Origin of the sequence: Streptomyces sp. SAI-170 (genome assembly GCF_049739565.1) — a bacterium.
In the GTDB taxonomy this organism is placed as follows: domain Bacteria; phylum Actinomycetota; class Actinomycetes; order Streptomycetales; family Streptomycetaceae; genus Streptomyces.
This window is the reverse complement of the sequence record NZ_JBMGQD010000001.1, coordinates 8,418,186-8,441,770: the sequence shown is the minus strand read 5'-3', so window position 1 is coordinate 8,441,770 and position 23,585 is coordinate 8,418,186. Positions and strand designations below refer to the sequence as shown.

Below are 23,585 nucleotides of genomic sequence, written 5' to 3'. Positions count from 1 at the left end.
GACGTCCCCTCTGTCGGTTTCTGTTGGTCTAGGTGATGGCGAGCCCCGGGGCGGGGCTCACGCGCCGGTGGCCCTGGCGGACAGGAAGCCCTCGATCCCCGCGCTGAGGACGCCGCTCTCCCACGCCTTCCTCGCGGCGAGGTCCTCACGGGCGAAGGCCGCTTCGACCTCCTCCGCCGTAGGGCGCAGGAGAGCCAGGTGGAGTGCGGTCGTGTTGCCCTCGGGCGTCCACTCGACGACGGTGTCGACGGCCCGGCCGATCAGGGCGTCGGGCTCGACGATCTCGTCCAGGAGCCCGATGCGCAGGGCCTCCTCGGCGCCGATCCGCGGCGATCCGAGCACCATCCGCATCGCGTGTCTCCCGACGAGGCGCCTCAGCAGCACGCTGGACGCGTTGGAGATCGTCAGGCCCCGGCCGTTCTCCGGCTGGTAGTACTCCGTCGCCCGGGTTCCGATGCGAGCGTCGCAGCACAGGGTGATCTCCGAGGCTCCTCCGACCGCGAGTCCGTTGACGGCCGCGACCACGGGCACCCGCGTCTGGAGGATGGCCCGGGTGATGTCGTGGAAGCTCGCGAACGCCTCACGGACCTCGGCGTCCGTGGTCGGCGCACTGCTGAGGTCCTCTCCCGCGGAGAAGGCCCGCCCTTCGCCGGTGAGCACGATCCCGCGTACGCGTTCGCCCGTCCCGAACTCGCGGATCGCCGAAGCCAGCCGCAGCCGGGTGGCGACGTCCATGGCGTTGAGCTTCTCGGGACGACGGAGCGTCAGCAGAGCGACGTCCCGCACGATGTCGACGTCCAGGAACCCTCCGCCTGATGCGGGCCGTGCGCCCGTGGTGTTCCGTCGTGCGCCGAGGTCGTGCGTCACGCCCGGCTCGTCCAGCGCGCGGGCCTTGAGGGCCGGCTTGGAGATGCGTTCGGACGGTGTGCGCGGGAAGTCGGCGACGAACTCCACGTAACGCGGCACCTTGAACCGGGCGAGCTCCTTGCCGGCCCGCTCGACGATCTCCTCGGCCGTCGCACGATCGCCCGGCACACCGGCCGCCAGCTGGACGAAGGCCTTGACCTCCTCACCGAGGGTCTCGTCGGGTTCGGCGACGACGGCGGCCGCGACGACCATGTCGTCCCGCTCGAGGGCGGCCTCGACCTCGGCGCTCGCGACGTTCTCGCCGCCGCGGCGCACCATGTCCTTGATCCTTCCGACCAGTTGGATGCCGTCGTCGGGCCGTCGGACGACGACGTCACCGGTGTGGAGCCGGCCGTCGCGCAACACCCTGGCCGTGTCCTGCGGGCGGTTCCAGTAACCGCTCATCAGGGGCTTGCCGGAGACGACCAGTTCACCGGGCGTGCCCACCGGCACCTCGATGCCGTCGGGGTCGACGACGCGCACCTCCTTGGTCGGCACGGGCCGGCCCAGGCTCCCGCTGCCGACGGCACCGGTGTCGGTGAACGGGCTGAACAGGTCGACGCCGGACTCGGTCATCCCGTAGATCTCCCGCCACGGCGCGCCCCATCGCTCCTCCAGCTGCGCGTGCAGACCGACGGGAATGCCCGAACAGAGCACACGGCGTATGGAGTTGTCGCGGTCCTCGGGCACGGGCGGCTGCTTGAACAGCAGCGTGGGCATCGAGCCGAGGACGTAGAAGAAGGTCGCGCGGTGCCGGCGGACGTCCGCCATGAACGTCGACGCGGAGAACTTGGGCAGCACGACCAGCGGGGCCCCGATCGTGAGAGCGAGCGCCGTGTTCCACTGCGGATCCATGTAGGAGAACGGCTGTGCCGTCAGAAGCACGTCCTCGGCGCCCAGTCCGGTCACCGCCGCACAGATCCAGCCCAATCGGACCCAGTAGTCATGGGTGAGCATGCACGCCTTGGGAAAGCCGGTCGTGCCGGAGGTGTACTGCAGGTTCGCCAGCGTCCCGGCATCGACCGGCACCGCCGGCGCCGTCCGCGGATAGGGCTCGGACCCGTCGTCGGCGACGTCGACGACCCGCACGCCGGCGAGGCCCTCCTCGGTCGCCAGGACGTCGGCGATCAGCCCTGACCGCTCGGAGTCGGTGAAGGCGACGCGCGCACCCGAGTCCCGCAGGACGAAGGCGAGGTCGCCTCGCCGGTAGGAGGAGTTGACCGGAACGGCGACCGCGCCGGCCTTGAGCGCGGCGAGCCAGACGACCGGCCAGTGCACGACGTTCGGGAGCATGATCGCGACACGGTCGCCCGGCTGGACGCCGTCACGCTCGATCAGCCGGTGCGCCAGTCGCGAGGTCCATGCGTCGATGTCGGCGTAGCTCCATGACCGTTCACCGAAGCGCAGGAACTCCCGCTGCGGTGAGTCCTGTGCGCGCCGCGACAGCAGCTCGGTCAGGGTCGGAACGGCGGGGTCGTCGCCGATCCGGCCGGGCTGCACCACCGGCAGGGGGGTGTGACCGGCTTGCTCCGCCGCCACGTTGTCCGTCATCGCGAGCTCCTGTGCGTGTGTTCTGCGCGGTGGGCCGCGAGCTGCTCTGCCGCGGCCCGGACGATCCATGTCAGCGCCGGGTCCGCGCTCTTCATCCACTCCGGGTGCCACTGGACCGCCAGCACCGGAGCGCCTGGGAGTTCGACCGCCTCGATCACGCCGTCGCTCGTGCATCCGGTCACCACCAGCCCGGACCCGCAGCGGTCGATGGCCTGGTGGTGCCAGGAGTTGGTCATCGCGCGCTCGCCGAACAGGTCGGCTGCGAGCGAGCCCTTCTCGAAGGTCACGAGGTGATCGGCGGTGCCGTCGGTCGGCGCGGCCTCGGTGGACAGATGGCTCACGGAACCGGGCGGAAGGTGGGCGATGAGGGTGCCGCCGAGGGCGACGTTGAGCACCTGCAGGCCGCGGCACACGCCCAGCACGGGAATTCCTCGCTCGAGCGCGGCTCGAACGAGCCGGATCTCGTACTCGTCCCGGGCCACGTCGTGGACCATCGGATCCGTCCGTGGATCGATGTCGCGGACCACTGACGTGTCGCCGCCCCAGCACGCCGGGTGGAGGTCCTGTCCGCCGGTGATCACCACGCCGGACATCCACCGGCAGACGTCCGTCGCGTCGGTGTCGTACGACAGGTGGACGGGGAGTCCGCCGGCCTGCGCGATCCGGCCGGCGAAGTCGGACACGTAACTGTCGATGCAACGGTCGCCGTACCGCTCGTCGGCTCCCTTGAGGAGATCGAGCCGGTAGCGACGCCCGGTGATGCCGATCAGCGGGCGCACCGTCGCGGCGTCCTCGCGCGCGGTCACGGCAGCTCGAAGTAGCGGACCGACTCCCACTGCGAGAGCTCGGCGAAGGGGTCGCCGCCGGCGGTGTGGAACTGCATCCACTCCCACTTGCGCGACGCGATCCAGTAGTCGACGAACTCGTCGCCGAGGAGCTCGCGCAGGACCGGGTCGGCGTCCAGGGCCGCCGCGGCCTTGGTGATGGTGTCGGGGATCCGGTCGACGCCCAGGCCGGGCGGCAGGCACCATGCCATGTCGGTGACCTGCTCGGGCGGTTCGATCTTCCGCTCGACACCGGCGATGACGCCGGCCAGCACGCCCGCGAGCGCGAGGTAGAGGTTCGCGTCCGCGCCCGGGAGGCGGTACTCCAGACGAGAGTACTTGGGATGCCCGCAGACGGCGCGCACCGCGGCGGTCTTGTTGCTGATCCCCCAACTGACCGTCACGGGCGGCCCGCTGAGGTCGACCAGCCGCCGGTACGACGTGATCTGCGGAAGCACGATCGAGGTGTTGCCCGGCATCGTCGCCAGCAGCCCGCCGATGGCGTGCAGCATCGTGACCGACGGGCCGTCCTCGGCGTAGAAGGCGTTGTCGCCGTCGCGCTGCAGGGAGAGGTTGATGTGGGACGCCTGGCCGTAACCGGCGGTGGGCTTGGCCATGAAGGTCACGCTGTGCCCGCGCTCGAAGGCGACCTCGCGCATGATCTGGCGGGTCCGTGCCCAGGCGTCGCCGACCGTGACCGGGTCGCCCGGTGCGAGGTTGAGTTCGATCTGGCCGGCGGCGTCCTCGTCGCTGAAGGCCTCCCATTCGATGCCGACCTCGTCGAGGCGGCCGGCCACGGCGTTCATGTAGGCGGTCCAGTCCTGGGACTTGGCGAGGTGGTACGCCGTTCCGGCGCTGCCGCCCAGGGGGCTCAGCTCGCGGTACCCGCGGGCGCGCGCCTCGTGGATCGACTCCTCGAAGACGGTCGCCTCGATCTCGACGGCGACGGTCGCGGTGAATCCGTGGCCGGCCAGTCGCTCGACCATCTTGCGTACGAGGTTGCGCGGACAGAGCGGGACCGGAGTGCCGTCCTTGAGCCAGTAGTCGCCGATGACGGAGTCCAGGCCCGGTCGCCACTCGACCAGGGTCGACAGGTCGGGGCGGAGGTAGACGTCGTCGAGATGGCCACGCCAGGCGGGGTAGGCGGCGCCGAAGGTGGGCAGGTTGCCGAGGTCGAGGCCGAACAGGAGATCCGCGAAGGGGAAGCCCGAGTCCTTGCCCGCGGCGAACTTCCTGGGCGAGACGTTCTTGCCGAGGAAGCATCCTTCGGGGTTCGTCGCCTCCAGCCGGACGGCTCGCGTGCCGGAGACGTGAAGCGGCGCGCTCGTGGCGGTGGTGCTGAGTTCAGACATCGTAACGAACCTTCCAGGAGGCGCCGACCATCACGGACAGCTGGGACATGGTGCCCTGGATGCCGAGGGCACCCGAGGACAGGACGGCGACGAGGTCGTCGGCGCCTGAGAACACGCCGGCGAGCGTGTCGGGGGCTCCGGCGATCAGGTACTGCGTGGGGCCGTCGCCGAGCACGGCCTGCTCCAGGCCGTCGGGTCCTTCGGTGACCGCGATCAGCACGTCGGGGATGCCCGGCAGTGCACGTGTCGCGTCCCAGAACCGCTGAGCGGCATCACGCCACCCGGGCAGCGGCGGGGTGAGCGCCTCGATGACGCCCCCGGCCAGGTCGGCGTCACCGGCGGGATCCGCCGTCGGCGCGAAACGCGCGTTCAGGTCGACCGTGACGGTGGCGTCCGGCTCGGCCTGCACGCCGCCGGAGACGTCGATGCCGGTGTCGCCGAAGCTGATCGTCGCGGCCTGGGGCGTGTCGTGGGAGTGGATCGCGACGGTGCCGGTCGACCTGGTCAGGGTGTCGGCGGCATGCCCGGCCCGGGCGGAGTCGCGCAGCGCGCGGCCGATCAATCGCACGAGGGGACTCGCATCGTCCTCGATCCGGACGTCGACCTCTGCGGCACCCGCCGAGGTCGACGTGGGGGCCGTCATGGTTTCGGCCATCCTTCGGTCCTTTCGAGTTCGCGAGCCACGCGACACAAAGGGGCGCCGCACGGTCTCTCCGAGGTTTCTTAGTCATCTGACTGAAACAGGTGACTAGGATGGTGGGGCACGCATCGCACCGTGTCAACACCTCGTCGCCCCCTCGCCGGAAAGGCCCCCGCGCATGACCGAGCCGGTCCCCCCGAGCTGGAAGCGCCTCGACCCCGACGCGCTGCTCGTCGCCCAGGCGATCTCCGCCGTCCTGACCACACCCGTCCGCGAGCTGGGAGCGCAGGCGGCGCGGCAGCTCCTGGCGAGCCCGCCGTCCGACCGCCCACTGACACCTCTGGACCGGGTCGAGGAGACGGCCATCCCGACCCGTTCCGGATCAGTCCGCGCCCGCCTCTACCACCCGCCGGGCCCGCCGTCCGAGGACCCGCGGCCGGCCCTGCTGTATCTCCACGGCGGCGGATTCGTCCTCGGGACTCTCGACGGAGTCGACGAGGTCTGCCGCGCCCTCGCCGCCCGGTCCGGGTGGGCCGTGCTCTCCCCGGAGTACCGCCTCGCCCCGGAGCACCCCTACCCGGCGGCCCTGGAGGACGCGCTCGACACACTGGCCTGGCTCCGCGCGTCAGCCCGCGATGCGGGCATCGACCCCGACACGATCGCCGTCGGCGGCGACTCCGCGGGCGGCAACCTCGCCGCCGCGCTCTGCCTCCGCCTCCGGGACCACGGACTCCCGCTCCCCGCGTCGCAGATCCTCGTCTATCCCGCCGTCGACGACCGCTTCTCGACGCCGTCGTGGACCCAGTTCGCCGACGCCCCCCTGCTGACCACGGCCGATGCGCGCTGGCTCTGGGAGCAGTACGTCGGTGGCCGACCGGACGTCGATCAGTACGCAGCCCCCATGAAGGCGACATCTTCACGCGGACTGCCGCCCGCCCTGGTCCTGACCGCCGAGGTCGACCCGCTGCGCGACGACGCCGAGGCGTACGCCGACCGGCTGCGCAACGACGGCGTGCCCGTCACGTCCGTTCGCCACTCGGGCGTGTTCCACGGCTTCTTCACCGAGGTCGGCGTCTTCGCCAAGACCGACGAGGCGATCGACGACGTGGTCCGGCATCTGCGCGGCATCGCCGCCGACCGCGCCGCGTCGGCTTCTTGACGACCGCCGGGCATTGACGACGGTCACCGACCGTGGCTACATTCTTGGTCATCCGACCTAGACAACTGACTATCTCGCCGTGCCGCCTGTCGGCCCCTTGGACCACGAGAAGGCAGAATGACTGACACCTCCCCTACCGCCCCGATCGTCGACGTCCTGTGCGTCGGCGCCGGGTTCTCCGGCCTGTACGCCGCCTACAAGGCGACCGAGCAGGGCTGGACCGTCGCCGGGTTCGAGACCGCCCCCGACGTGGGCGGCACCTGGTTCTGGAACACCTATCCCGGCGCGCGATGCGACGTCGAAAGCGTCTACTACTCCTACTCGTTCAGCGAGGAGCTCCAGCAGGAGTGGACCTGGAGCGAGCGCTTCGCCCCGCAGGCGGAGATCCTGCGTTACATCAACCACGTCGCCGACCGCTTCGACCTTCGCCGGCACTTCCTGTTCAACACCAAGGTCGTCGCGGCGAACTGGCTTGCGGACGAGCACCTCTGGGAGCTGACCCTCGACTCCGGCGACACCCGCCGTGGCCGCTATCTGCTGGCCGGGTCGGGCGGACTGTCGACACCCAAGGACTTCGACGTGCCCGGCCTGGAGAACTTCACCGGCCTGACGGTGTCGACGAGCCGCTGGACGGTCTCGCTCGACGACCTCGCCGGCAAGCGGGTCGCCGTCATCGGCACGGGCTCGTCGGGCGTGCAGTGCATCCCGCTCATCGCCGAGGTGGCCGACCACCTGACCGTGTTCCAGCGGACCCCCAACTACGTCTTCCCCGCCCGCAACGCCCCACTGCCCGCGCAGACAGTCGCCGAGATCAAGGGCGACTACCCCGCCATCCGCGAGGAGTGCCGGCAGTCCCCCGGCGGCATTCCGGACCGCCCGGTGACCGACCGCGCCTTCGACGTCTCCGACGAGGAGCGTCAGGAGCGCTACGAACGGGCCTACGAGCGCAGCGGGTTCCTCGGCGTCGGCGCGGAGTTCGCCGACCTCCTCACCGACCCGGCGGCCAACGAGACCGCGGCGGAGTTCGTACGCCAGAAGATCCGTCAGATCGTCCACGACCCGCGGACCGCGTCCCTGCTCGAGCCTCGGTTCCACCCGCTGGGCGCCAAGCGCAGCTGCTTCGGTACCGACTTCTACGAGACCTTCAACCGTCCGAACGTCTCGCTCGTGTCGCTGCGCGACGAGCCGATCGCGACCATGACCTCCGACAGCATCGTCACCGAGCGCGGCTCCTACGACGTCGACGTCATCGTCCTCGCGATCGGTTTCGACGCCTTCACCGGGCCCCTGTACGCGCTCGGCGTCACCACGCCGCAGGCAGGCAGGCTCCAGGACGCGTGGAGCGACGGCGTGCGCACCTTCCTGGGCATCATGACCGCCGGATTCCCCAACTTCTTCATGATCGCCGGCCCGCAGAGCCCCGCCCTCGCGAGCAACGTCGTCGTCACGATCGAGCAGGCGGTCGACTGGATCACCGACCTGATCAGCCATGCCAAGGCCCAGGGCAGCGATCTCATCGAAACCACCCCCGAGGCCCAGGACGACTGGGTGACCATCACCGAGACCACGGTCGGCCAGACGCTCTACGCGACGACCGACTCCTGGTACCGCGGCTCCAACGTCACCGGCAAGCCGGCCACCTTCCTCGGCTACGTCGGCGGCGTCGGCAAGTACCGCCGCATGTGCGCCGAGATAGCCAAGCGCGGCTACCCCGGCGTCACGATCGGCGGAGAGGCCGTCGCTCCCGGGATCGGCCGCATCGACGAGGAGATCGCGTGAAGGTCGTCCACCAGCGGTACGTCGCCCACTCCGACGCCCACTACGCCGGCAACCTCGTCGACGGCGCGTTCAGCCTCAAGCTGTTCGGTGACGCGGGAACACACCTGGCGATCACCGTCGACGGCCACGAGGGTCTCTTCGCCGGATACTCCTCGGTCGAGTTCCTCGCCCCGGTCCGCGGCGGAGACGTCATCGAGGTCGAGGCGCGTCTCGCCGCCAGAGGCAGACGGAGCCGGACCGTCGAGTTCGAGCTGCGCGTCATCTGCCGGTCCCTGGACGACAGCGGCCGAGCCGAGGTGCTGGCGGAGCCCATCGTCGCCACTCGCGCCCGAGGGACGGGTGTCGTCCCCGTCGGCACACTCACGAACGGAAGTTGATGCAGCTATGAACACATCGAGCGATGTGCGCGAAGAGACGTGCGAGATCGTCGTGGTCGGTGCCGGCATGGCGGGGCTGATGGCCGCGACCACCCTCTCCGACCGGGACGTCGTCGTGCTCGAAGCAGCCGGCCGGGCCGGGGGGCGCGTGGAGTCGGTGTGCCAGGGCGACTACTGGATCAACCTGGGAACCCAGTTCACCGAGGGAACCGGCTCCCTGATCCAGGCCCTCGAACGCCACCGGATCCCGATGGGGTCGCTGGCGGGCAAGAAGGTGGCCCTCGCGCTCAACGGAAAGCAGGTCGACACCTCGAATCCGTTCGGCCTGATGTTTCGCTCCCGCATGAGCCTCATGGACCGGGCCGGGCTGGCGACTGTCGGCGCTCGCATCCTGGCGGCCGTACCGTTCCTGGAGTTGGACCCCGGCCGTTCCCTGGCGCAGCGGGTCCGCGCGGCACTCGACGCCCGCTCCGCGTCGTACGTGCTGCGCGGGGTCCGCTCCGAAGTCGCGCGGGCGATGGTCCGGGCCTGGTCCGGGCAATGGATGGGGTGCGAGCCGGACGAGACGGCGGCGACCCAGTTCGTGATCTCGATGGGGATACTCCTGACGGACCCGGCGAAGGTTCCCAACTTCTCCCTGCCGGCGGGAGGGAACCAGACCCTCACCGACGTCCTGGCGGCCGACCTCGGTGACCGGCTGCGGCTGAACTCGCCGGTGAGGTCGGTGGAATGGACCGAGGACGGCGTCGTCGTGGACCACGAGGACGAGAACGGGCCGGCACGGATACGCGCCCGTCGTGCGATCGTGGCCGTACCCAGCGACGTGGCCGTGAAAATCATGCCCGGCCTCCCCCATGAGTACCGGGCGGCGTTCGACGACATCCACTACGGCCGGTACGTGGTGGTGGGCTACTTCACCCACGAAGAGGGCCCGCAGCGATGGGACGACTACATCGCTGTGTCGACGCCGCAGCTGTCGTTCCAGGCGATGTTCAACCACGCCGCGGCCATGCGCGGTCCTGGCCCACGAACGCCGGGCGGCGCGCTGGCCTGCTTCGCGGGCGGGGCGGTGGCCGACGGCCTGTTCGAGCTCACCGACGAAGAGATCGTCTCGCGATTCACCACAGACCTCCTCTCGCTCTACCCCGAGCTCGCGGGGAAGCTCGACGAGGGGATCGTCCGACGTCATCACCGGGTCGTGCCGTTCTGGGCGCCCGGCGGACGTGCCTCGCTGCCGACGCTGCGCCGGCATCTCGGCCCCGTGCATCTGGCCGGCGACTATCAGCTCGACATGCCGTCACTCGCCGACGCGGCGTCGTCGGGTGAGCGGGCCGCGGAGCAGGTTCGGGCGAGCCTGTCCCGCCTGGTGCGCTGACGATCCGACCCTCACCGCATTGTTCGGCCGTCCGCGCCGGCCGCCACTCCCCCTGGACACCCTCGCCCCGCCGGCGCGGCTGCCCCTTACACGGAAGGTGACCCTGCCTGCCCCACAGAACCCGCCCGTCAGGCGGACCGGCTCCACCACGACGACCTCGCCTCGACTACGGAGGACCGCCGCTGACGTCGTCGCCCGCGCCGTACGCCGGAGCGCGAACGGGACGAGCGCGTCGACGGCTTCCCCCAGGAGGTCTCCGACGGCCTTGCCTCCGCTCCGGTGCGCCTGGCCTGCCGGAGGCCCTTCGCCGCCCGGGTCGGCGGGGACGGCCTCGGCATCGCGGCCGGCTCACCGCCGACGTGTGGTGCGGCGCACAGTTGCATGACCTCGGTCCAGTTCACCGAGCGTGCCGAGCGCGGCGTACAGACCCGCGTGGCCGTCGGCCGCCGCCGGGACCGGTCGCTGTGCGAGGGTCAAGCGCCGCATCAGCCGACGCCGACGCCCGTCCGCCCGACGTTCGCGCGGCGGCTTCAGCAGTGAGATCCACCTCCCCTCCCCGTCAGGCAGAGGGGCGCCGCCTGATGCCGTCGCCGCTACCGTTCAGCGGGATCAAGGTCTCCAGATGAGCGCCCTTGACCCAGGCACCCAGCAGGTCGCGGTGCACGGCCACGATGTCCTGGCGCAGTGCCAGGCCCAGCGCGGCCTTCGTGAACGTGCGGCAAGTGGTGACGAACAACGCGACATCCGCGCCGTGTTCGAGACGGGCGGTGCCGACGAACTTCTGCATGTCCTGCGAGGAAACGCTCCGGTGGGGCGCATATTTCTTGCACTGGACGACCAGCTTGCGGCCATCGGCCAAGTAGCCGACGACGTCCGCGCCCAGGTCGCCGCTCCTGCCGCTGACGACGACCTTCGTGCAGCCGTCCCGCCGGCACAGAGCGGCGACGTACTCCTCGAACTCCTGCCACGACAACGCGTCGACCTCGGCCATCGACAACTCCCGCGCCCTGGCCTCCTCCCGCGCCCGCCACGCCCGGTCCTGGCCGACCGCACGACGGTGCGCCCGCAACAGCGCCCATCCGGCCCCGCCCACGGCGGCCGCGGCAAGCACGGCTACCAGGACGGGCCACACCACCGACCAGTTCCCGGCCACCCATACCACGGCGATCACCACCGCCACCGCGCCCCAGCCCTGCAGCTGCCTACGTGTCCGCTTCTTCAAGCGCCAGCGCCGTCGACGTGCTGCCATCACTCCCCGCTCCCCAGCCCCGTGCCCCGCAGTGCGCGGCGAGGGGCGCTGTCCTGCCCGTGCGTGTGCGGAGGCTCATCGGCCGGCCTGTGACCGGGATCGGCCTTCCCCTCCCCCCCCCACGGACGGCTGGATGTTGCCGCCGGCCTTCTTGTGTAGCCGCGTCTTCGTGCTGCTGGAGGCAGGTTGCCGACGAATGGCACAAAGCCTTCGGATCTGGCCGGATAGCGCGCGAGGGATCAGCCGTGGACGTACACGGTGCCTCCCATCAGCGGCGCTCCGCGGCTGGCTGGTCGACTACGTCGTCTGCGGACCGGTGTGACGACGAGCCGGCGGAGGGGATCACGCACCAGCACGTCACCCTCACCATCGCCGCCCAGGCCGAGCTCGACGGGACATGTACGACGTGGCCCCTCAGCCCGCCTCAGGGACGTCCTGGACCTGCTGGACTACTGTCCATGTATCCTGGACACCTGTCTAGGAACTTTAGGGCGGGACAATCATGGCGACAACCGCGAACGTGCTGGTCGGACTGGTGGCGGCGCTGCACGCGTACATCCTGGTTCTGGAGATGTTCCTCTGGGAACGGAAGCCGGGGCGCGCACTCTCCGGCTTCGACGCGGACATGGCGCGTGCCACCGCGGCACTCGCCGCGAATCAGGGGCTCTACAACGGGTTCCTCGCCGCAGGGCTGGTGTGGGGGCTGATCGCGGCGGACCCGACCGGGTTCCGGGTCCAGGTCTTCTTCCTTGTCTGCGTGCTCGTCGCCGGGCTGTACGGCGGGTTCACCGCCAACCGGCGCATCTTCGCCGCCCAGGCCCTGCCGGGGGCGCTGGCACTCGCCGCCGTACTCTTGACCCGGTGAGAGCGGAGCAGGGAGACCCTCGCGCGGCTCGGACCCGGGCCAGACTTCGCCGTGCGCTGCTGGACGAGTGCGCCGACCGACCGCTGGCCGAGGTCAGCGTCGCCGCACTGGTCCGCAGAGCGGAGGTCGGCCGCGCAACGTTCTATCTGCACTACGCCGACCTGGAGGCGCTCGCCGTCGATGCGTGCGCCGATATCGTCCGCGAGGCCGTCGACGCCCTGCACGCATGGCGCGGGCAGCCCGATCCCAAGGTTCCGCCACCTGCCCTGCTCGACTTCTTCGGCCGTCTCGCACCACACGCCGGGCTCTACCGCGAACTGCTGAGCCCCGGCGGCAGCGGTCCGCTCGGCCATGTGCTCCACCAGGAACTGCGTGACCGCAGCCGCGACGAGCGCGCCTTGTCCGGCGCGCCGGAGCCCGACCTCGTCGCCTCAGCGGTGGCCGCGACCTTCGCCGGAGTCGTCGCCGACTGGCTCCACGGCCTCATCGAGGCCACCCCGAGCGAGATCGCGCAGCGAGTCTGGCGTCTGCTGGTCAACCTGCACCGCACTCCCCTGACCTGACCGGCCTGGCGCCGGGTTGCTCTCACGTCGGCGCTCGCGCGTCACTCCGGCACGACGCGCGAGCGTTTCGAACGTTGTCCCCTCAGCGAGGCCACATCGGCACCTGTCGGCATCGGCGCCCTCGACCGGTGGTTCAGGGCTGGTATTCGAAGGCTCCGATGTCGCAGGCCGGCCCCTGCGGCCGCGCGACTCCACGCTGATCGGTCGAAGGGCAGTCGGACGCGGCGTCGCGGGCGGGGCTGTCGGGCAGCAGGGCCACGGTGTCCGTGGGACCGCCGTGGTCGGCGAGCGGGCCGAGGCGGGGGGCACGGCGGGGCAGGTCGCCTGCGGCCGTCAAGCCGCAGCTGTCGCCGCTGTCGAGGTTGCCGCCCAGGGACTCGATGGCGGCGAAGGCCTTCTTGCAGTCGCCGGAGGCCCGGCCGACTGTGTTCGCGGCGATGATGCTGTTCTGCAGGACGAGGTGACCGAGCGGCACGTCGACCACATCGGTGACCGATGAAGGCAGGCTGTCCAGATAGGCCGGGGCGATGTTGATCCCGCCGCCGCCGTCGGTGGAAGTGTTCCCGGTGATCGTGGAGTTGCGGATGTCCACCAGGCCGGTACCGCGTATGTCGATGCCGCCTCCGTACCCGGACAGGCTGCCCGGCCGGTCCCAGTCGTCGGTCACATGGTTGTCCGCGATCGTCGAGTTGAGCACGGTACCGGAGTCGTCGAACCGGATGCCTCCGGCTTCACCGGCCGTGTTGTCGCTGACGGTGCTCTCGATCAGCGTCAGATGGGAGTCCGGGATGTTGAAGATGCCCCCTCCGTAGCCGGCGGTGTTGCCCGTCACCGTGACCCGGCGCAGGGTCATGTTCTTGCCGTTGGCGATGCCGCCTCCACCTGGGTCGGTGAAGCGTACTTCCCGTTGCTTGGCCTCGCCTCCGGTGACGGTGAGGTCGGACAGTGAGGTGTCGGCCCCCATACGGAAGACCCGGTCGACGTGGTCGGCGTCGATGACGGTCTCGCGCGCCCCTGCCCCGCGGAACGTGGTCGGCGCCGTGACGTTCAGATCACCTGTCGTGGGGTCGGCGGTGCGGGTGTTCAGGTAGCGGGGATCAGGAGGGATGCTCAGCCGGTAGCGGCCGGCGGCCAGCTCGATCGTGCTGCCGGGCCGGGTGTTCGCGGTCATGACCGCGGCGCGCAGCGTGCAGGTTCCCGCGCTGGTGCGGCAGAGGCCGTCGGACGCGTCGGCGTCGATGGCGTCCTCGGTGGAGTCGACGGTGATGGTGGCGGGCTGGGCGTCGGCCTGCGCGGGGGCCGGCGCCGCGGCCAGGGTTCCCGCGACGGCCGCCAGTAAGGCGGTCAGTGACGAAAGCTTTGACGCTCTGTTCATGGAGGGTGCCTCCTGCGGCTGTCTTGGCTCGCATAGGTCTCGTCGTGCCGGGCAGTGAGAAACATTTGCGTACATCACATGTATCAGAATGCATCTCAGCTATGGCAGATTCGATCCGGCCCCTCCTGAAGCCGCATCAGACGGAGCTTCCGAGGGGCCCACACGGGCTGACACAGGAGTTCGTGACGGGCTCTCAGCGCCGTCGGCTCCTCTACGCGGTGACGGTCGTCGTGGCCGAAAAGGGCTACATCGCGACGACCGTGGCCGACGTCATCTCACGGGCGGGCGTGTCCCGCAAGACTTTCTACGATCTGTTCGCGGACAAGGAAGAGTGCTTCATCGCCGCGGCCGACACAAGCCGTGAGCTCATGATCAGGTGGCTTCGAACGTCGTTCGCACATTCGTCGGCGCAATCACTCTCCCCTGTCGCCACGCTCCGCGCCTCGATCCGCGCCTACCTCGGGCTGATCGCCGAAGAGCCGGAATTCGCCAAGGCCTTCCTCCTGGAGACAGCGACGGCCGGCGGCCGGGCACAGGAGCACCAGGACGCGTGCCGTTCCTGGTTCGCCGAGTCGATGCGCGCCTGGCGCGCCAGACTTCCCGGTCACCCCGGCGTCCCCGATGCGCATTACATCGCCGCCGCCGACGCCACACACGAAGCCGTCTGCCGCTGTCTACGCCGAGGCAGCATCGACGAGGTCCCCGGCCTCGAGGACACCGTGCTGCACATCTGCCTCGCCCTGCTCGGCGTGACCGAAACGGATGAGGACGTACCGGACTAAATGTCGACCTCCGCCGAAGTCCTCGACCGGGGCCTTGTTGTCCGACGTCGAGACGCAAGCGCAGCAGGGAGAACCTGGTGCCCCGCCCACCCCGGCTTCCCTACACTCACCACGATCGAGACCAGTAAAGGGCGCCCGGCGATACGTGTTTCTCGGCACAGTCACTGCCGCAGCCACCGCCATCTGGCTCCGGTCCTGAACGGCGTCAGCGGTCACGGAAACCGGGACACGCCGACCAGGACGGTTCCAGCGAGGAAGAGCCCAGCGCCCGCTGCCATGAGCGAAAGGAAGGCGTTCCCTGACGGGACGAAGGCGATCAGACTGAAGAAACAGCACAGGCCGCTCCCCGTCAGCACCTGACCTATTCCATGAGGCACAAGACGTAGGACCCGAGCTCGCTCCCATGGATGGATCCACCCAGTGAGAAGCTCGACCACACCACTCACCGCTACAGCCAGAGCAACCGCGATGAGCGCCCCCAGCCCCACATACCGCATCACGCCTCCTCGACGGCCAGCGTGGCACACCAGCCAGCCAGGACAGCGGAGGAGAAGCGGTCGGCGTTCCAAGGCCCCCACCCTCCCCCGCCGTCACCATTGACGGGACCTGAGCGACCGCTTAGTATCCCGCTCTGCCGCCCTTCCGATCGGATACATGACCATGGACTCCTTGCTGCTCTCGCGTCGCGACCTCGACTTCCTGCTCCACGACTGGCTGGACGTCACGTCGCTGACCAGCCGCGCCCGCTACGCCGACCACGATCGGGACACCTTCGACGCGGTTCTGGACCTCAGCGAGGCCATCGCCACCCGGCACTTCGCCCCGCACAACAAGAAGAGCGACGCCGAGGAGCCCCGCTTCGACGGTGAGCGGGTGCACATCATCCCGGAGGTGAAGGAGGCGCTGCGGGTCTTCGCCGAGGCCGGCCTGACCGGCGCGGCCATGGACTACGAGATCGGCGGACAGCAGCTGCCCATGGTGGTCGCGGGCGCCTGCATGGCGTGGTTCCAGGCCGCCAACGTCGGCACGTCCGCGTATCCGTTCCTCACTGTCGGCAACGCCAATCTGCTCCAGGCGCACGGCAGCAAGGAGCAGATCGACACCTACGCACGACCCATGGTCGAGGGCCGCTTCTTCGGCACCATGTGCCTGTCCGAGCCCCAGGCAGGCTCCTCGCTGGCCGACATCACGACCCGGGCAGTGCCGCAGGACGACGGGACGTACCGGATCACCGGGACCAAGATGTGGATCTCCGGCGGTGACCACGAGCTCAGCGAGAACATCGTCCACCTGGTCCTGGCCAAGATCCCTGGCGGTCCCGCGGGAGTGAAGGGCACCTCACTGTTCATCGTGCCCAAGTTCCTGGTCGAGCCGGACGGCACTCTCGGTGAGCGCAACGACGTGGTGCTGGCCGGTCTGAACCACAAGATGGGCTACCGCGGCACCACCAACACGCTGCTCAACTTCGGCGAGGGCCGGCACACGCCGGGCGGCGCCCCGGGTGCGGTGGGCTACCTCGTCGGTGAGGCCCATCATGGGCTCGCGTACATGTTCCACATGATGAACGAGGCCCGCATCGGCGTCGGCCAGGGCGCCATGGCGCTCGGCTACACCGGCTACCTGCACGCCCGCGACTACGCCCGCACCCGCCCGCAGGGCCGCCCGCTGACCGGCAAGGACGCGAACGCCCCGCAGGTCCCCATCATCGAACACGCCGACGTACGCAGGATGCTGCTGGCTCAGAAGAGCTACGTCGAGGGCGCCCTCGCGCTCGTCCTGTACTGCAGCCGTCTGCTCGACGAGGAGCGCACCGCCGAGCAGGAGCCCGAGCGTGCCCGCGCCCGGCTGCTGCTGGACGTCCTCACGCCCATCGCCAAGAGCTGGCCGTCGCAGTGGTGCCTGGCCGCCAACGACCTCGCCATCCAGGTGCACGGCGGCTACGGCTACACCCGGGAGTACAACGTCGAGCAGTTCTACCGGGACAACCGGCTCAACCCCATCCACGAGGGAACCCACGGCATCCACGGACTGGACCTGCTCGGGCGCAAGGTCGTCATGAACGGCGGCACGGGTCTGCGGCTCCTCCTCGACACTCTCGGAGCCACCACCGCCCGCGCCTCGGCAGCCGGCGGCGAAGCGGCCGAACTGGCCGCGCGGTTGGAACAGGCCATGGCCCGTGTCGAGCGGACCACCGCCCGGCTGTGGTCGACCGGGGACCCCGGGACCGCGCTGGCCAACGCCTCCGTCTACCTGGAAGCCGTCGGCCACGTGGTGCTGTCCTGGATCTGGCTGGAGCAGTTCCTCGCGCTGGGCGACGGCACGGACGCCTTCCACGAGGGCAAGCGGCAGGCGGCCCGCTACTTCTTCCACACCGAACTGCCCCGTACCGGGCCCCAGTTCGATCTCCTCGACAGCCTCGACCGCACGGCGGCGGACTGCCGACCCGAATGGTTCTGACCCGGACGTCCCCGCGTCGAAGGCATCCCGGGGCAGGGCTGGGGCCGCTGCGCGAAACGCAGCCCCCACCGTGAGCGTTTTCCAACCTGCGCGGACAGGTGCGTAGTTGGAGTGGAGGGGCGGTGTCGGGACGTTACGGTCCTCGGCGACAGCGCGTACATCAACACCGGGCTGATCGTCCCGCACCGCAAACGCCCCGGATGGCCGCTACTGAGGGGTGAGGAAGAGGACAACGCACAGCATCGCAGGTCCCGCGTCGAGCACACGTTCTCCCGCATGAAGAACTACAAGATCTTCCGCGACTGCCGGCAGCGCGGCGACGGCCTTGAAGCACAGCCCCTCCAGCCCGGCCGCCGTCACTCCGGCCACCCCCACGCCACGGCCGGATCGGTCGTCCACAGGCACAACGTCAGCGGAGCATCCAGGTGGTGGTCGCGCAAGTCCGTTCAACTGACGAAGGCCATCGGGGTGCAGTGGCTCTGCTCCCCCGATGGCCTCTCAGCAGAACTGTCGTCTTCGACTGGCTAGTCGGCGATCTCCAGCGCTGAATGCTGCGGTGTGCGCCCTTAGAAGGTGACGTTCCAGGAGTCGATCCTGCCGGTGTCGCCGCCGGCGTTGTCGTTGACCCGGAGCTTCCAGGTGCCGTCCGCAACCTCGGAGGAGGCGTTGACGGTGTAGACCTGGCTGATGTTGTCGGCGCTGCCGCCCGAGCGGTTGTGCACCGTGTAGACGGTGCCGTCCGGGGCGATCAGGTCGACCTTCAGGTCGCCGATGTAGGTGTGCACGATGTTCACACCGACCTTGAGGGTGGCCGAGGCGTTGCCGGTCACCCCGCTGACTGTGATGGGGCTCTCCACGGTGGTGTTGTCACCGATGGCGAAGTCCGCGGTGTTCTCGAAGTACTTGCCGGGCGGAGGGGTGCTGCCGACGGCCTTGAGGGCGTCGACCTGCCCCTCGCCGAAGAAGCCGTTCTTGGCCGTGGTGCCCTTGCAGCGGCTGTCCGACGGGCAGGCGACATCGTTTGCCTGAGTGGCCAGCTTGTCGCGCAGCTGCGCCGGGGTGATGCCGGGGTTGGTGCTGGCCAGCAGCGCCGCCACACCGGCGACGTGCGGCGAGGCCATCGAAGTGCCGCTCTTGGAGCCGTACTTGCCGCCCGGCAGGGTGCTGTAGATGCCGGTGGTGTCTCCGCCCGGGGCCGTGACGTCGATGACGTTCAGGCCGTAGTTGGAGTACGAGGCCTTCGCTGTGGTACCCATCGCCGAGACCGTGACGACGCCTGGCAGCTCGGTCGGGATGTCCAGGCAGGCGTTGGTGATGGTGCGGGTGACCGGCGTCGAGTCGTTCGGGCTCTCGGTGTCGGTCGTCTTGTTGGCCAGGTCGATGTTGGAGTTGCCGGCCGCCGCGACCTGGAGCGAGCCCTTGCCTTCCGCGTACTCCTGGGCGCGCCTGACGCCCTCGATGATCGCGGCCTGGTCGGCGTTGTCCGGGCAGTTGAACTGCCACGGGTCGGTGTAGTAGCTGTTGTTGGTGACCTTGAAGCCGTGGTCACCGGCCCACATGAAGCCGCAGACGGTGTTCTCGGCGAAGAAGAGCGAGCTGCCGGGCTCGGCGATGCGCACCGAGGCGATCTTCACGCCCGGGGCCACACCGATGACGCCCTTGCCGTTCTTGGCGGCCGCGACCGTGCCGGCCACGTGCGTGCCGTGGGTGCCGACATCGCGCCAGGCGCCCGTACGCGTGTCCGGCTTGCCGTACGCGCAGGACACAGAGTCAGCGGCGTCGAAGTTCGGCGCCAGGTCCTGGTGCTGATCGTCCACACCGGTGTCCAGGATGCCGACCTTGACGGAGGCGGAACCCGTGGTGACGGCCCAGGCCTAGTCGGCCTTGATCTGGGTCATGTCGGCACGGACCGGCTCGCCCGAAGGGGTCGTGGACTGCGCCGGGTTGGGGGGAAGCGCCGGGTTGTAGGCGTCCGCCGGCACGTCGGAGGTGCGGGTGGCGCCGACCTGCTGGACCCCGCTCACAGCGCGCATCGCGGTGGCGAAGGACGCGGACGCGGAGTGGGCGGTGATCACCCCGATCGCGTCGTAGTACTGGAAGACCGTTCCGCCGTTGGCGGTCACGGCGTTGCGGACCGCCGTAGTGTCACCCGGGGCAGTGATCACGAGGTAGGCGCGGGTACCGGCGACCCAGGTCGCACTCGAGGAGGCGGGGGTCGCGGCCCGGGGCGCTGCCGCGGGGGCGGAGGCGGCGGTGCCCAAGGGGGAGACGGGGTCGGTGTCGGCGAGCGCGGCCGGGGCTCCCAAGGCGAGCGTCGCGCCGAGCGTGGCGGCCAGCACGAGGGTACGTCGACGTCGGCTGGATCTGTGGGGTATCAATGCGTCCTCCGAAGACCCGGTGGTCAGGCCGGGTCGTACGAAACAAGTGATGGACGCAAGATGTCATGTACGCGGCCGATTATGGAAGGGCCTTTTACAGCAACGGAGTTCGTATATCGGTGGCCGAATAACGACTATAGGTGCAAGTACGGAGCATGCGGCCGGCCGAGGAAGGTGGCAGACCAGTACGCCGTCCCGCTCTCGGGGTGGTGCGTGGGCACCGGCACGGCGGTCGCGGCGGAGGTCGGGGGCGGGACGGGGTCACGGTCGGGCCCGCTTCGGACGGCTCCATCCCGTGTTGCCGGTCGCCGGCCGAGCTGGAGAGGGGCGGCCAGGCGGACGGAACCGGGGCCGGCGCCAGGCAGGCCCCAGCACGCGACCTCCAGCCGCTAGCCGTCGCCGACCGCCTGTCGCACGGTCCGAGCAGCTGCACGGGCAAGGTCCCGCACGGCCGGCGGTGAGTGCCCGCAGCGGCTCCGACGCCGGGCCGAGCGGGGCCACCGGGCCCCCGCCCGCGCGTTCGGTGAGCATCTCCCACGATGCCGCGACGGGGGTGCCGGCACGGAAGGCCGCGGCGTGCGCGGAGGGACACCATCCGGCACAGCCGGCCCCACCCGGCCGCATCCTGCGCCAGGAACGTGGCACGGAAGTCGGCCTGCGCGACGTGCGCGCCGCCGCGTACCGAGGTGCGGCGGCGCCCCCGCGGCCCTGGCGGTGCGTGCGGCAACACCGAGGTCCACGCCGAACACCGGCTTCACACCGGCATCAGCTACGGCCGTCGCGAAGCGGACGGTGCCGGTGACCATGTCGCGGTCGGTCAGCGCGAGAGTCCCGAACCCCCGCTCGGCGGCCCGGGCCACGAGATCATGCGGGTGCAAGGCACCGATGCAGGCCGAAAACCCACTCGTTACATGCAGGTGTGACACCCACCCACGCGCAACGCGACCTCCCGACTAAAAGCCTCTAAATCACCACTAGTTGGTGCGGCCACCCTCCCGACTACACCGAACGAAAGATCGAACATGCGCGTCTCGGCCACCGTGCGTCAGCCAACCTGGTTGCTGTTGTGACTCTGCACGATAGATGGCCACTCTGCAGGGTTGATGGCCAACATTTCCACGCTACCTGGCCAGTCTGGGTGAGCCGTCACGTGGTAGTTCGAACCTGATCACGCAAGGAAGTGCCAGCCGGGTACGTCGGGCGGCCGAAGGTAGCTACGCCAGGATGGCGGCATGGCAGACGAAACGATCACCGCTCGTACCATCGCCGACCGCCACCTCGACCAGGTGGCCGCGCACGACCCGTTGGAGGCCGCCTGGCTGGGCTTGCACCCGGGCGACGACCGGCAGCCGGACCTCTCCCCGGAGGGGTTCGAAGCGCTCGCTGGCATCGCCCGACGCACCCTGACCGCGCTCGCCGCCGTTCCCACCAGCGAGGATCCCACCGACCGGTCGTGCGCGCGGCTGCTCCGCGAACGCCTCACCGCCGAGCTGGCCATGCACGACTCCGGCGAGAACTTCCGCCAGCTGCGCAACATCGGCGCGCACGTTCACCACGTGCGGGACATCTTCACCTTCATGCCGACCACCACCAACGACGACTGGGCCGCGGTGGCCGGGCGGCTGCGCAACCTGCCAGCCGCGCTCGACGGGTACCAAGCGACGCTCACTGAGGGAATATCCCGCCGGCTGCTCGCCGCGCCCCGCCAGGCAGCCGCGGTCATCGACCAGCTCACCGCCTGGACCGGCGAAGACGCCGGGAGCCCGGGGTGATTCGCCGACTTCGTTGCCCCCGGCCCCGAGCGGCTGCGTAGCGAACTCGACGGCGCCGCCTTGCGCGCCACCGCTGCCGTAGCCGGGTTCCGCGACTGGCTGCGTGACGCCTATGCGCCGGCCACCGTCGGCACCCCCGACGCCGTCGGGCGGGAGCGCTACCAGCTCGCCGTGCGCCACCACACCGGCGCCGATCTCGACCTGGACGAGGCCCACGCGTGGGCCTGGAGCGAGTTCCACCGCACGGCGGCCGAGATGCGCACTGAGGCCGAACGTGCGCTGCCCGGGGCGGGAGTCTTGGAGACCATGGATCACCTGGAACGGCACGGCCACGCGATCGAGGGCGAGGAAGCGATCCGCGACTGGCTGCAGCAGCTCATGGACCAGGCGATCACTGCCCTCGACGGCACCCACTTCGACATCTCCGGCCCTCTACGCCGGGTGGAGTCCCGGATCGCGCCGGCCGGCAGCGCCGCATCGCCGTACTACTCCGGTCCCAGCCTGGACTTCAGCCGACCGGGCCGCACCTACCTGCCTACCCTCGGACGCGACACGTTCCCGACCTGGCAGCTCGTCAGCGTCTGGTATCACGAAGGCGTACCCGGTCATCACCTGCAACTCGCCCAGTGGGTCAGCCTCGCCGACCGGCTCAGCCGCTACCAGACCACGCTGGGCATGGTCAGCGCCAACACCGAGGGCTGGGCCCTGTACGCCGAACGTCTCATGGACGACCTGGGCTTCCTCACCGACCCCGCCCACCGCCTCGGCTTCCTCGACGAGCAGATGCTGCGCACCATCCGGGTGATCATCGACATCGGCATGCACCTGGGCCTGGCCATCCCCGCCGACGCAGGCTTCCACCCCGGCGAGCGCTGGACTCCGGAGCTCGCCACGGAGTTCATGGCCACGTACAACGGCAGCCCCGCCGAACTGCGCGACAGCGAGATCGTTCGCTACCTCGGCTGGCCCGGCCAGGCCATCGGCTACAAGCTCGGCGAACGCGCCTGGCTGCGGGGGCGTGAAGCCGCCCGGCGCCGCCAGGGCTCCGCGTTCGACCTCAAGACCTGGCACATGAAGGCACTCGCCCAAGGCTCGCTCGGCCTCGACGACCTGGCCGACCAACTCGCCACACTCTAGAACCAGCAGCAACGGCCCCCGTCCCGCGACAATCCCCTCGTCCAGAACGGGGCTGTTCGCTCCCCGTCTGCCACCGCTTCGCCACTGGCAAGAACATCGGATCTCCGGACCTGGTGCCAAGGAGACTGTCAACCACTCGGTATCAACAACCGTGTCCCATCGACCGGAAACCACCAGCTCACCCCGCCGAACCGGTTCCAACTGTCGTGTCCAGGCTCACTGAGCACCCCACTCGGCCAGCACCCGGCGTGCCACGCTCCCGGAGCAGCTGCGGTGCTACCGCTCGGCGAAGCCGTACCGCGGCCCCGCCTCTTCGTCCTGGTCAACGAGTTGCCGGCCTGTTGGCCAAGTAGCGCGAAAACTCTGGCCATCTACGGTGCACAGTCACAGCTGTGACTGAGCGCTTCAGCTGCCGGGCGTCGCCAACTGAAGCACTCAGTGTCTGTGCGTCCCGAGTCGTACGGGACATATGGGAAGCCATGGCAGCGACGGCGGCCCAAACCCCTGGCAGTCGGCCGCGCGCCGTGAGATCGTCCGCAGGTGACCGACGCTGCTGGTGGGGCAACGACCTTGAGACGACCAGACAACCGCATCGGGTCCGCCCTGCGCTTTGCGACGGAACTCGTCGCCTGGGTGGCCACCCCCTGGGCCCTGGCCGGCCACTCATGGCTGCTCGCCGCTCTGTCCGTGGTGGCCCTGATCGGCCTTCCGACGTTGTTCTCCACTCCGGGGGACAAGACCAACGTGATCATCGCGGTGCCGGGCTGGGTGACGATCCTGCTGGTGCTGCTCCAACTCGCCGCGGCCGTGGTCTCCTCATGGCTGGCCTGGCCCGCCTGGGCAGCGGTCCCCGTGACCCTGTTGGCCGCCGCCACCCTCGTCATGGAGCGTCAACGCTGGCGGTGGCTGGTTTCCGCAAACCGACCCGCCAACTGAAGCGCTCAGTCACAGTTGCTGTGACTGAGCGGGATGGATGGCCCGTGAGCGTTCCGGGTGGCCCAAGGCCTTGTTCGCGGGGGCGAGTTCCACGTGCGCGCGGCGGTG

17 protein-coding genes and 3 pseudogenes are annotated in these 23,585 nt (G+C 69.8%); 12 read left to right on the top strand and 8 right to left on the bottom strand.

All coding sequences use genetic code 11. The features are described 5' to 3' along the window. Positions 1-57: 57 nt before the first annotated feature. The 4 genes from RKD23_RS37885 to RKD23_RS37870 are packed head-to-tail and all read right to left on the bottom strand — an operon-like array spanning position 58 to position 5,276. Positions 58-2,457, bottom strand: coding sequence for an AMP-binding protein (locus RKD23_RS37885; RefSeq protein ID WP_424857883.1), 2,400 nt, complete (start codon positions 2,455-2,457; stop codon positions 58-60). Further along, positions 2,454-3,263 (bottom strand): gamma-glutamyl-gamma-aminobutyrate hydrolase family protein, encoded by an 810-nt coding sequence (locus RKD23_RS37880; protein ID WP_424857882.1) that lies wholly within the window; start codon positions 3,261-3,263, stop codon positions 2,454-2,456. Before RKD23_RS37880 ends, RKD23_RS37885 begins: the two co-directional genes overlap by 4 nt. Further along, positions 3,260-4,633: a glutamine synthetase family protein gene (locus tag RKD23_RS37875; RefSeq protein ID WP_424857881.1), complete on the bottom strand. Its 1,374-nt coding sequence runs from the start codon at positions 4,631-4,633 to the stop codon at positions 3,260-3,262. Before RKD23_RS37875 ends, RKD23_RS37880 begins: the two co-directional genes overlap by 4 nt. Then, on the bottom strand, positions 4,626-5,276 hold the full coding sequence (locus tag RKD23_RS37870; protein WP_424857880.1) for a hypothetical protein: 651 nt from the start codon (positions 5,274-5,276) through the stop codon (positions 4,626-4,628). Before RKD23_RS37870 ends, RKD23_RS37875 begins: the two co-directional genes overlap by 8 nt. Positions 5,277-5,451: 175 nt before the next feature. Here RKD23_RS37870 and RKD23_RS37865 point away from each other — a divergent pair, with 175 nt between their 5' ends. The 5 genes from RKD23_RS37865 to RKD23_RS37845 all read left to right on the top strand — a co-directional run bounded on the left by RKD23_RS37865 (position 5,452) and on the right by RKD23_RS37845 (position 10,503). Further along, entirely contained in the window at positions 5,452-6,432 is a 981-nt protein-coding gene (locus RKD23_RS37865; protein ID WP_424857879.1) for an alpha/beta hydrolase, read from the top strand. 117 nt (positions 6,433-6,549) lie between these two features. Then, positions 6,550-8,211, top strand: a complete 1,662-nt coding sequence (locus RKD23_RS37860; RefSeq protein ID WP_424857878.1) for a flavin-containing monooxygenase — start codon at positions 6,550-6,552, stop codon at positions 8,209-8,211. Then, positions 8,208-8,588 carry a hotdog domain-containing protein gene (locus RKD23_RS37855; RefSeq protein WP_424857877.1) on the top strand — a complete coding sequence of 127 codons (381 nt, stop codon included), beginning with the start codon at positions 8,208-8,210 and terminating at the stop codon, positions 8,586-8,588. The genes RKD23_RS37860 and RKD23_RS37855 overlap by 4 nt, the downstream gene beginning before the upstream one ends. Before the next feature lie 7 nt (positions 8,589-8,595). Next, a complete protein-coding gene (locus tag RKD23_RS37850) occupies positions 8,596-9,963 on the top strand; it encodes a flavin monoamine oxidase family protein (protein WP_424857876.1) in 1,368 nt (455 codons plus the stop codon). 381 nt (positions 9,964-10,344) lie between these two features. Then, positions 10,345-10,503, top strand: a complete 159-nt coding sequence (locus RKD23_RS37845) for a hypothetical protein (protein WP_424857875.1) — start codon at positions 10,345-10,347, stop codon at positions 10,501-10,503. Positions 10,504-10,522: 19 nt separating this feature from the next. On the opposite strand, the gene RKD23_RS37840 is transcribed toward RKD23_RS37845, so the two are convergent. After that, positions 10,523-11,212 (bottom strand): restriction endonuclease, encoded by a 690-nt coding sequence (locus RKD23_RS37840; protein WP_424857874.1) that lies wholly within the window; start codon positions 11,210-11,212, stop codon positions 10,523-10,525. A gap of 502 nt (positions 11,213-11,714) precedes the next feature. Here RKD23_RS37840 and RKD23_RS37835 point away from each other — a divergent pair. After that, complete coding sequence (locus RKD23_RS37835; protein WP_424857873.1) at positions 11,715-12,077, top strand: DUF1304 domain-containing protein; 363 nt, start codon at positions 11,715-11,717, stop codon at positions 12,075-12,077. After that, positions 12,074-12,640 carry a TetR/AcrR family transcriptional regulator gene (locus RKD23_RS37830; RefSeq protein WP_424857872.1) on the top strand — a complete coding sequence of 189 codons (567 nt, stop codon included), beginning with the start codon at positions 12,074-12,076 and terminating at the stop codon, positions 12,638-12,640. The genes RKD23_RS37835 and RKD23_RS37830 overlap by 4 nt, the downstream gene beginning before the upstream one ends. A 133-nt stretch (positions 12,641-12,773) precedes the next feature. On the opposite strand, the gene RKD23_RS37825 is transcribed toward RKD23_RS37830, so the two are convergent. Beyond that, positions 12,774-14,015 (bottom strand): choice-of-anchor Q domain-containing protein, encoded by a 1,242-nt coding sequence (locus RKD23_RS37825; RefSeq protein ID WP_424857871.1) that lies wholly within the window; start codon positions 14,013-14,015, stop codon positions 12,774-12,776. A 182-nt stretch (positions 14,016-14,197) separates the two neighbouring features. Here RKD23_RS37825 and RKD23_RS37820 point away from each other — a divergent pair, with 182 nt between their 5' ends. The 3 genes and pseudogenes from RKD23_RS37820 to RKD23_RS37810 all read left to right on the top strand — a co-directional run. Then, positions 14,198-14,797, top strand: a complete 600-nt coding sequence (locus RKD23_RS37820; protein ID WP_424857870.1) for a TetR/AcrR family transcriptional regulator — start codon at positions 14,198-14,200, stop codon at positions 14,795-14,797. Between the two features lie 660 nt (positions 14,798-15,457). After that, positions 15,458-17,254, top strand: a complete 1,797-nt coding sequence (locus RKD23_RS37815; RefSeq protein WP_424858428.1) for an acyl-CoA dehydrogenase — start codon at positions 15,458-15,460, stop codon at positions 17,252-17,254. Between the two features lie 108 nt (positions 17,255-17,362). Beyond that, positions 17,363-17,668, top strand: a pseudogene (locus RKD23_RS37810) (transposase family protein); the annotation flags it as partial. Between the two features lie 152 nt (positions 17,669-17,820). Here RKD23_RS37810 and RKD23_RS37805 read toward each other — a convergent pair. Both RKD23_RS37805 and RKD23_RS37800 read right to left on the bottom strand, forming a co-directional pair. Next, positions 17,821-19,593: pseudogene (locus RKD23_RS37805) on the bottom strand (S8 family serine peptidase). Positions 19,594-20,021: 428 nt separating this feature from the next. Further along, positions 20,022-20,492, bottom strand: coding sequence for a PHP domain-containing protein (locus RKD23_RS37800; protein WP_424857869.1), 471 nt, complete (start codon positions 20,490-20,492; stop codon positions 20,022-20,024). Between the two features lie 372 nt (positions 20,493-20,864). Between RKD23_RS37800 and RKD23_RS37795 the strand changes: the two are divergent. Further along, positions 20,865-22,541: pseudogene (locus RKD23_RS37795) on the top strand (DUF885 domain-containing protein). A 570-nt stretch (positions 22,542-23,111) separates the two neighbouring features. Continuing rightward, positions 23,112-23,477, top strand: a complete 366-nt coding sequence (locus tag RKD23_RS37790) for a hypothetical protein (RefSeq protein ID WP_424857868.1) — start codon at positions 23,112-23,114, stop codon at positions 23,475-23,477. Positions 23,478-23,585: the final 108 nt, after the last annotated feature.

Coding starts and splice junctions, on each gene's coding strand:
- RKD23_RS37885 (WP_424857883.1), bottom strand. CDS start 2,457: ATGACGGACAACGTGGCGGCGGAGCAAGCCGGTCACACCCCCCTGCCG.
- RKD23_RS37875 (WP_424857881.1), bottom strand. CDS start 4,633: ATGTCTGAACTCAGCACCACCGCCACGAGCGCGCCGCTTCACGTCTCC.
- RKD23_RS37870 (WP_424857880.1), bottom strand. CDS start 5,276: ATGACGGCCCCCACGTCGACCTCGGCGGGTGCCGCAGAGGTCGACGTC.
- RKD23_RS37865 (WP_424857879.1), top strand. CDS start 5,452: ATGACCGAGCCGGTCCCCCCGAGCTGGAAGCGCCTCGACCCCGACGCG.
- RKD23_RS37860 (WP_424857878.1), top strand. CDS start 6,550: ATGACTGACACCTCCCCTACCGCCCCGATCGTCGACGTCCTGTGCGTC.
- RKD23_RS37850 (WP_424857876.1), top strand. CDS start 8,596: ATGAACACATCGAGCGATGTGCGCGAAGAGACGTGCGAGATCGTCGTG.
- RKD23_RS37845 (WP_424857875.1), top strand. CDS start 10,345: ATGACCTCGGTCCAGTTCACCGAGCGTGCCGAGCGCGGCGTACAGACC.
- RKD23_RS37840 (WP_424857874.1), bottom strand. CDS start 11,212: ATGGCAGCACGTCGACGGCGCTGGCGCTTGAAGAAGCGGACACGTAGG.
- RKD23_RS37835 (WP_424857873.1), top strand. CDS start 11,715: ATGGCGACAACCGCGAACGTGCTGGTCGGACTGGTGGCGGCGCTGCAC.
- RKD23_RS37825 (WP_424857871.1), bottom strand. CDS start 14,015: ATGAACAGAGCGTCAAAGCTTTCGTCACTGACCGCCTTACTGGCGGCC.
- RKD23_RS37815 (WP_424858428.1), top strand. CDS start 15,458: ATGGACTCCTTGCTGCTCTCGCGTCGCGACCTCGACTTCCTGCTCCAC.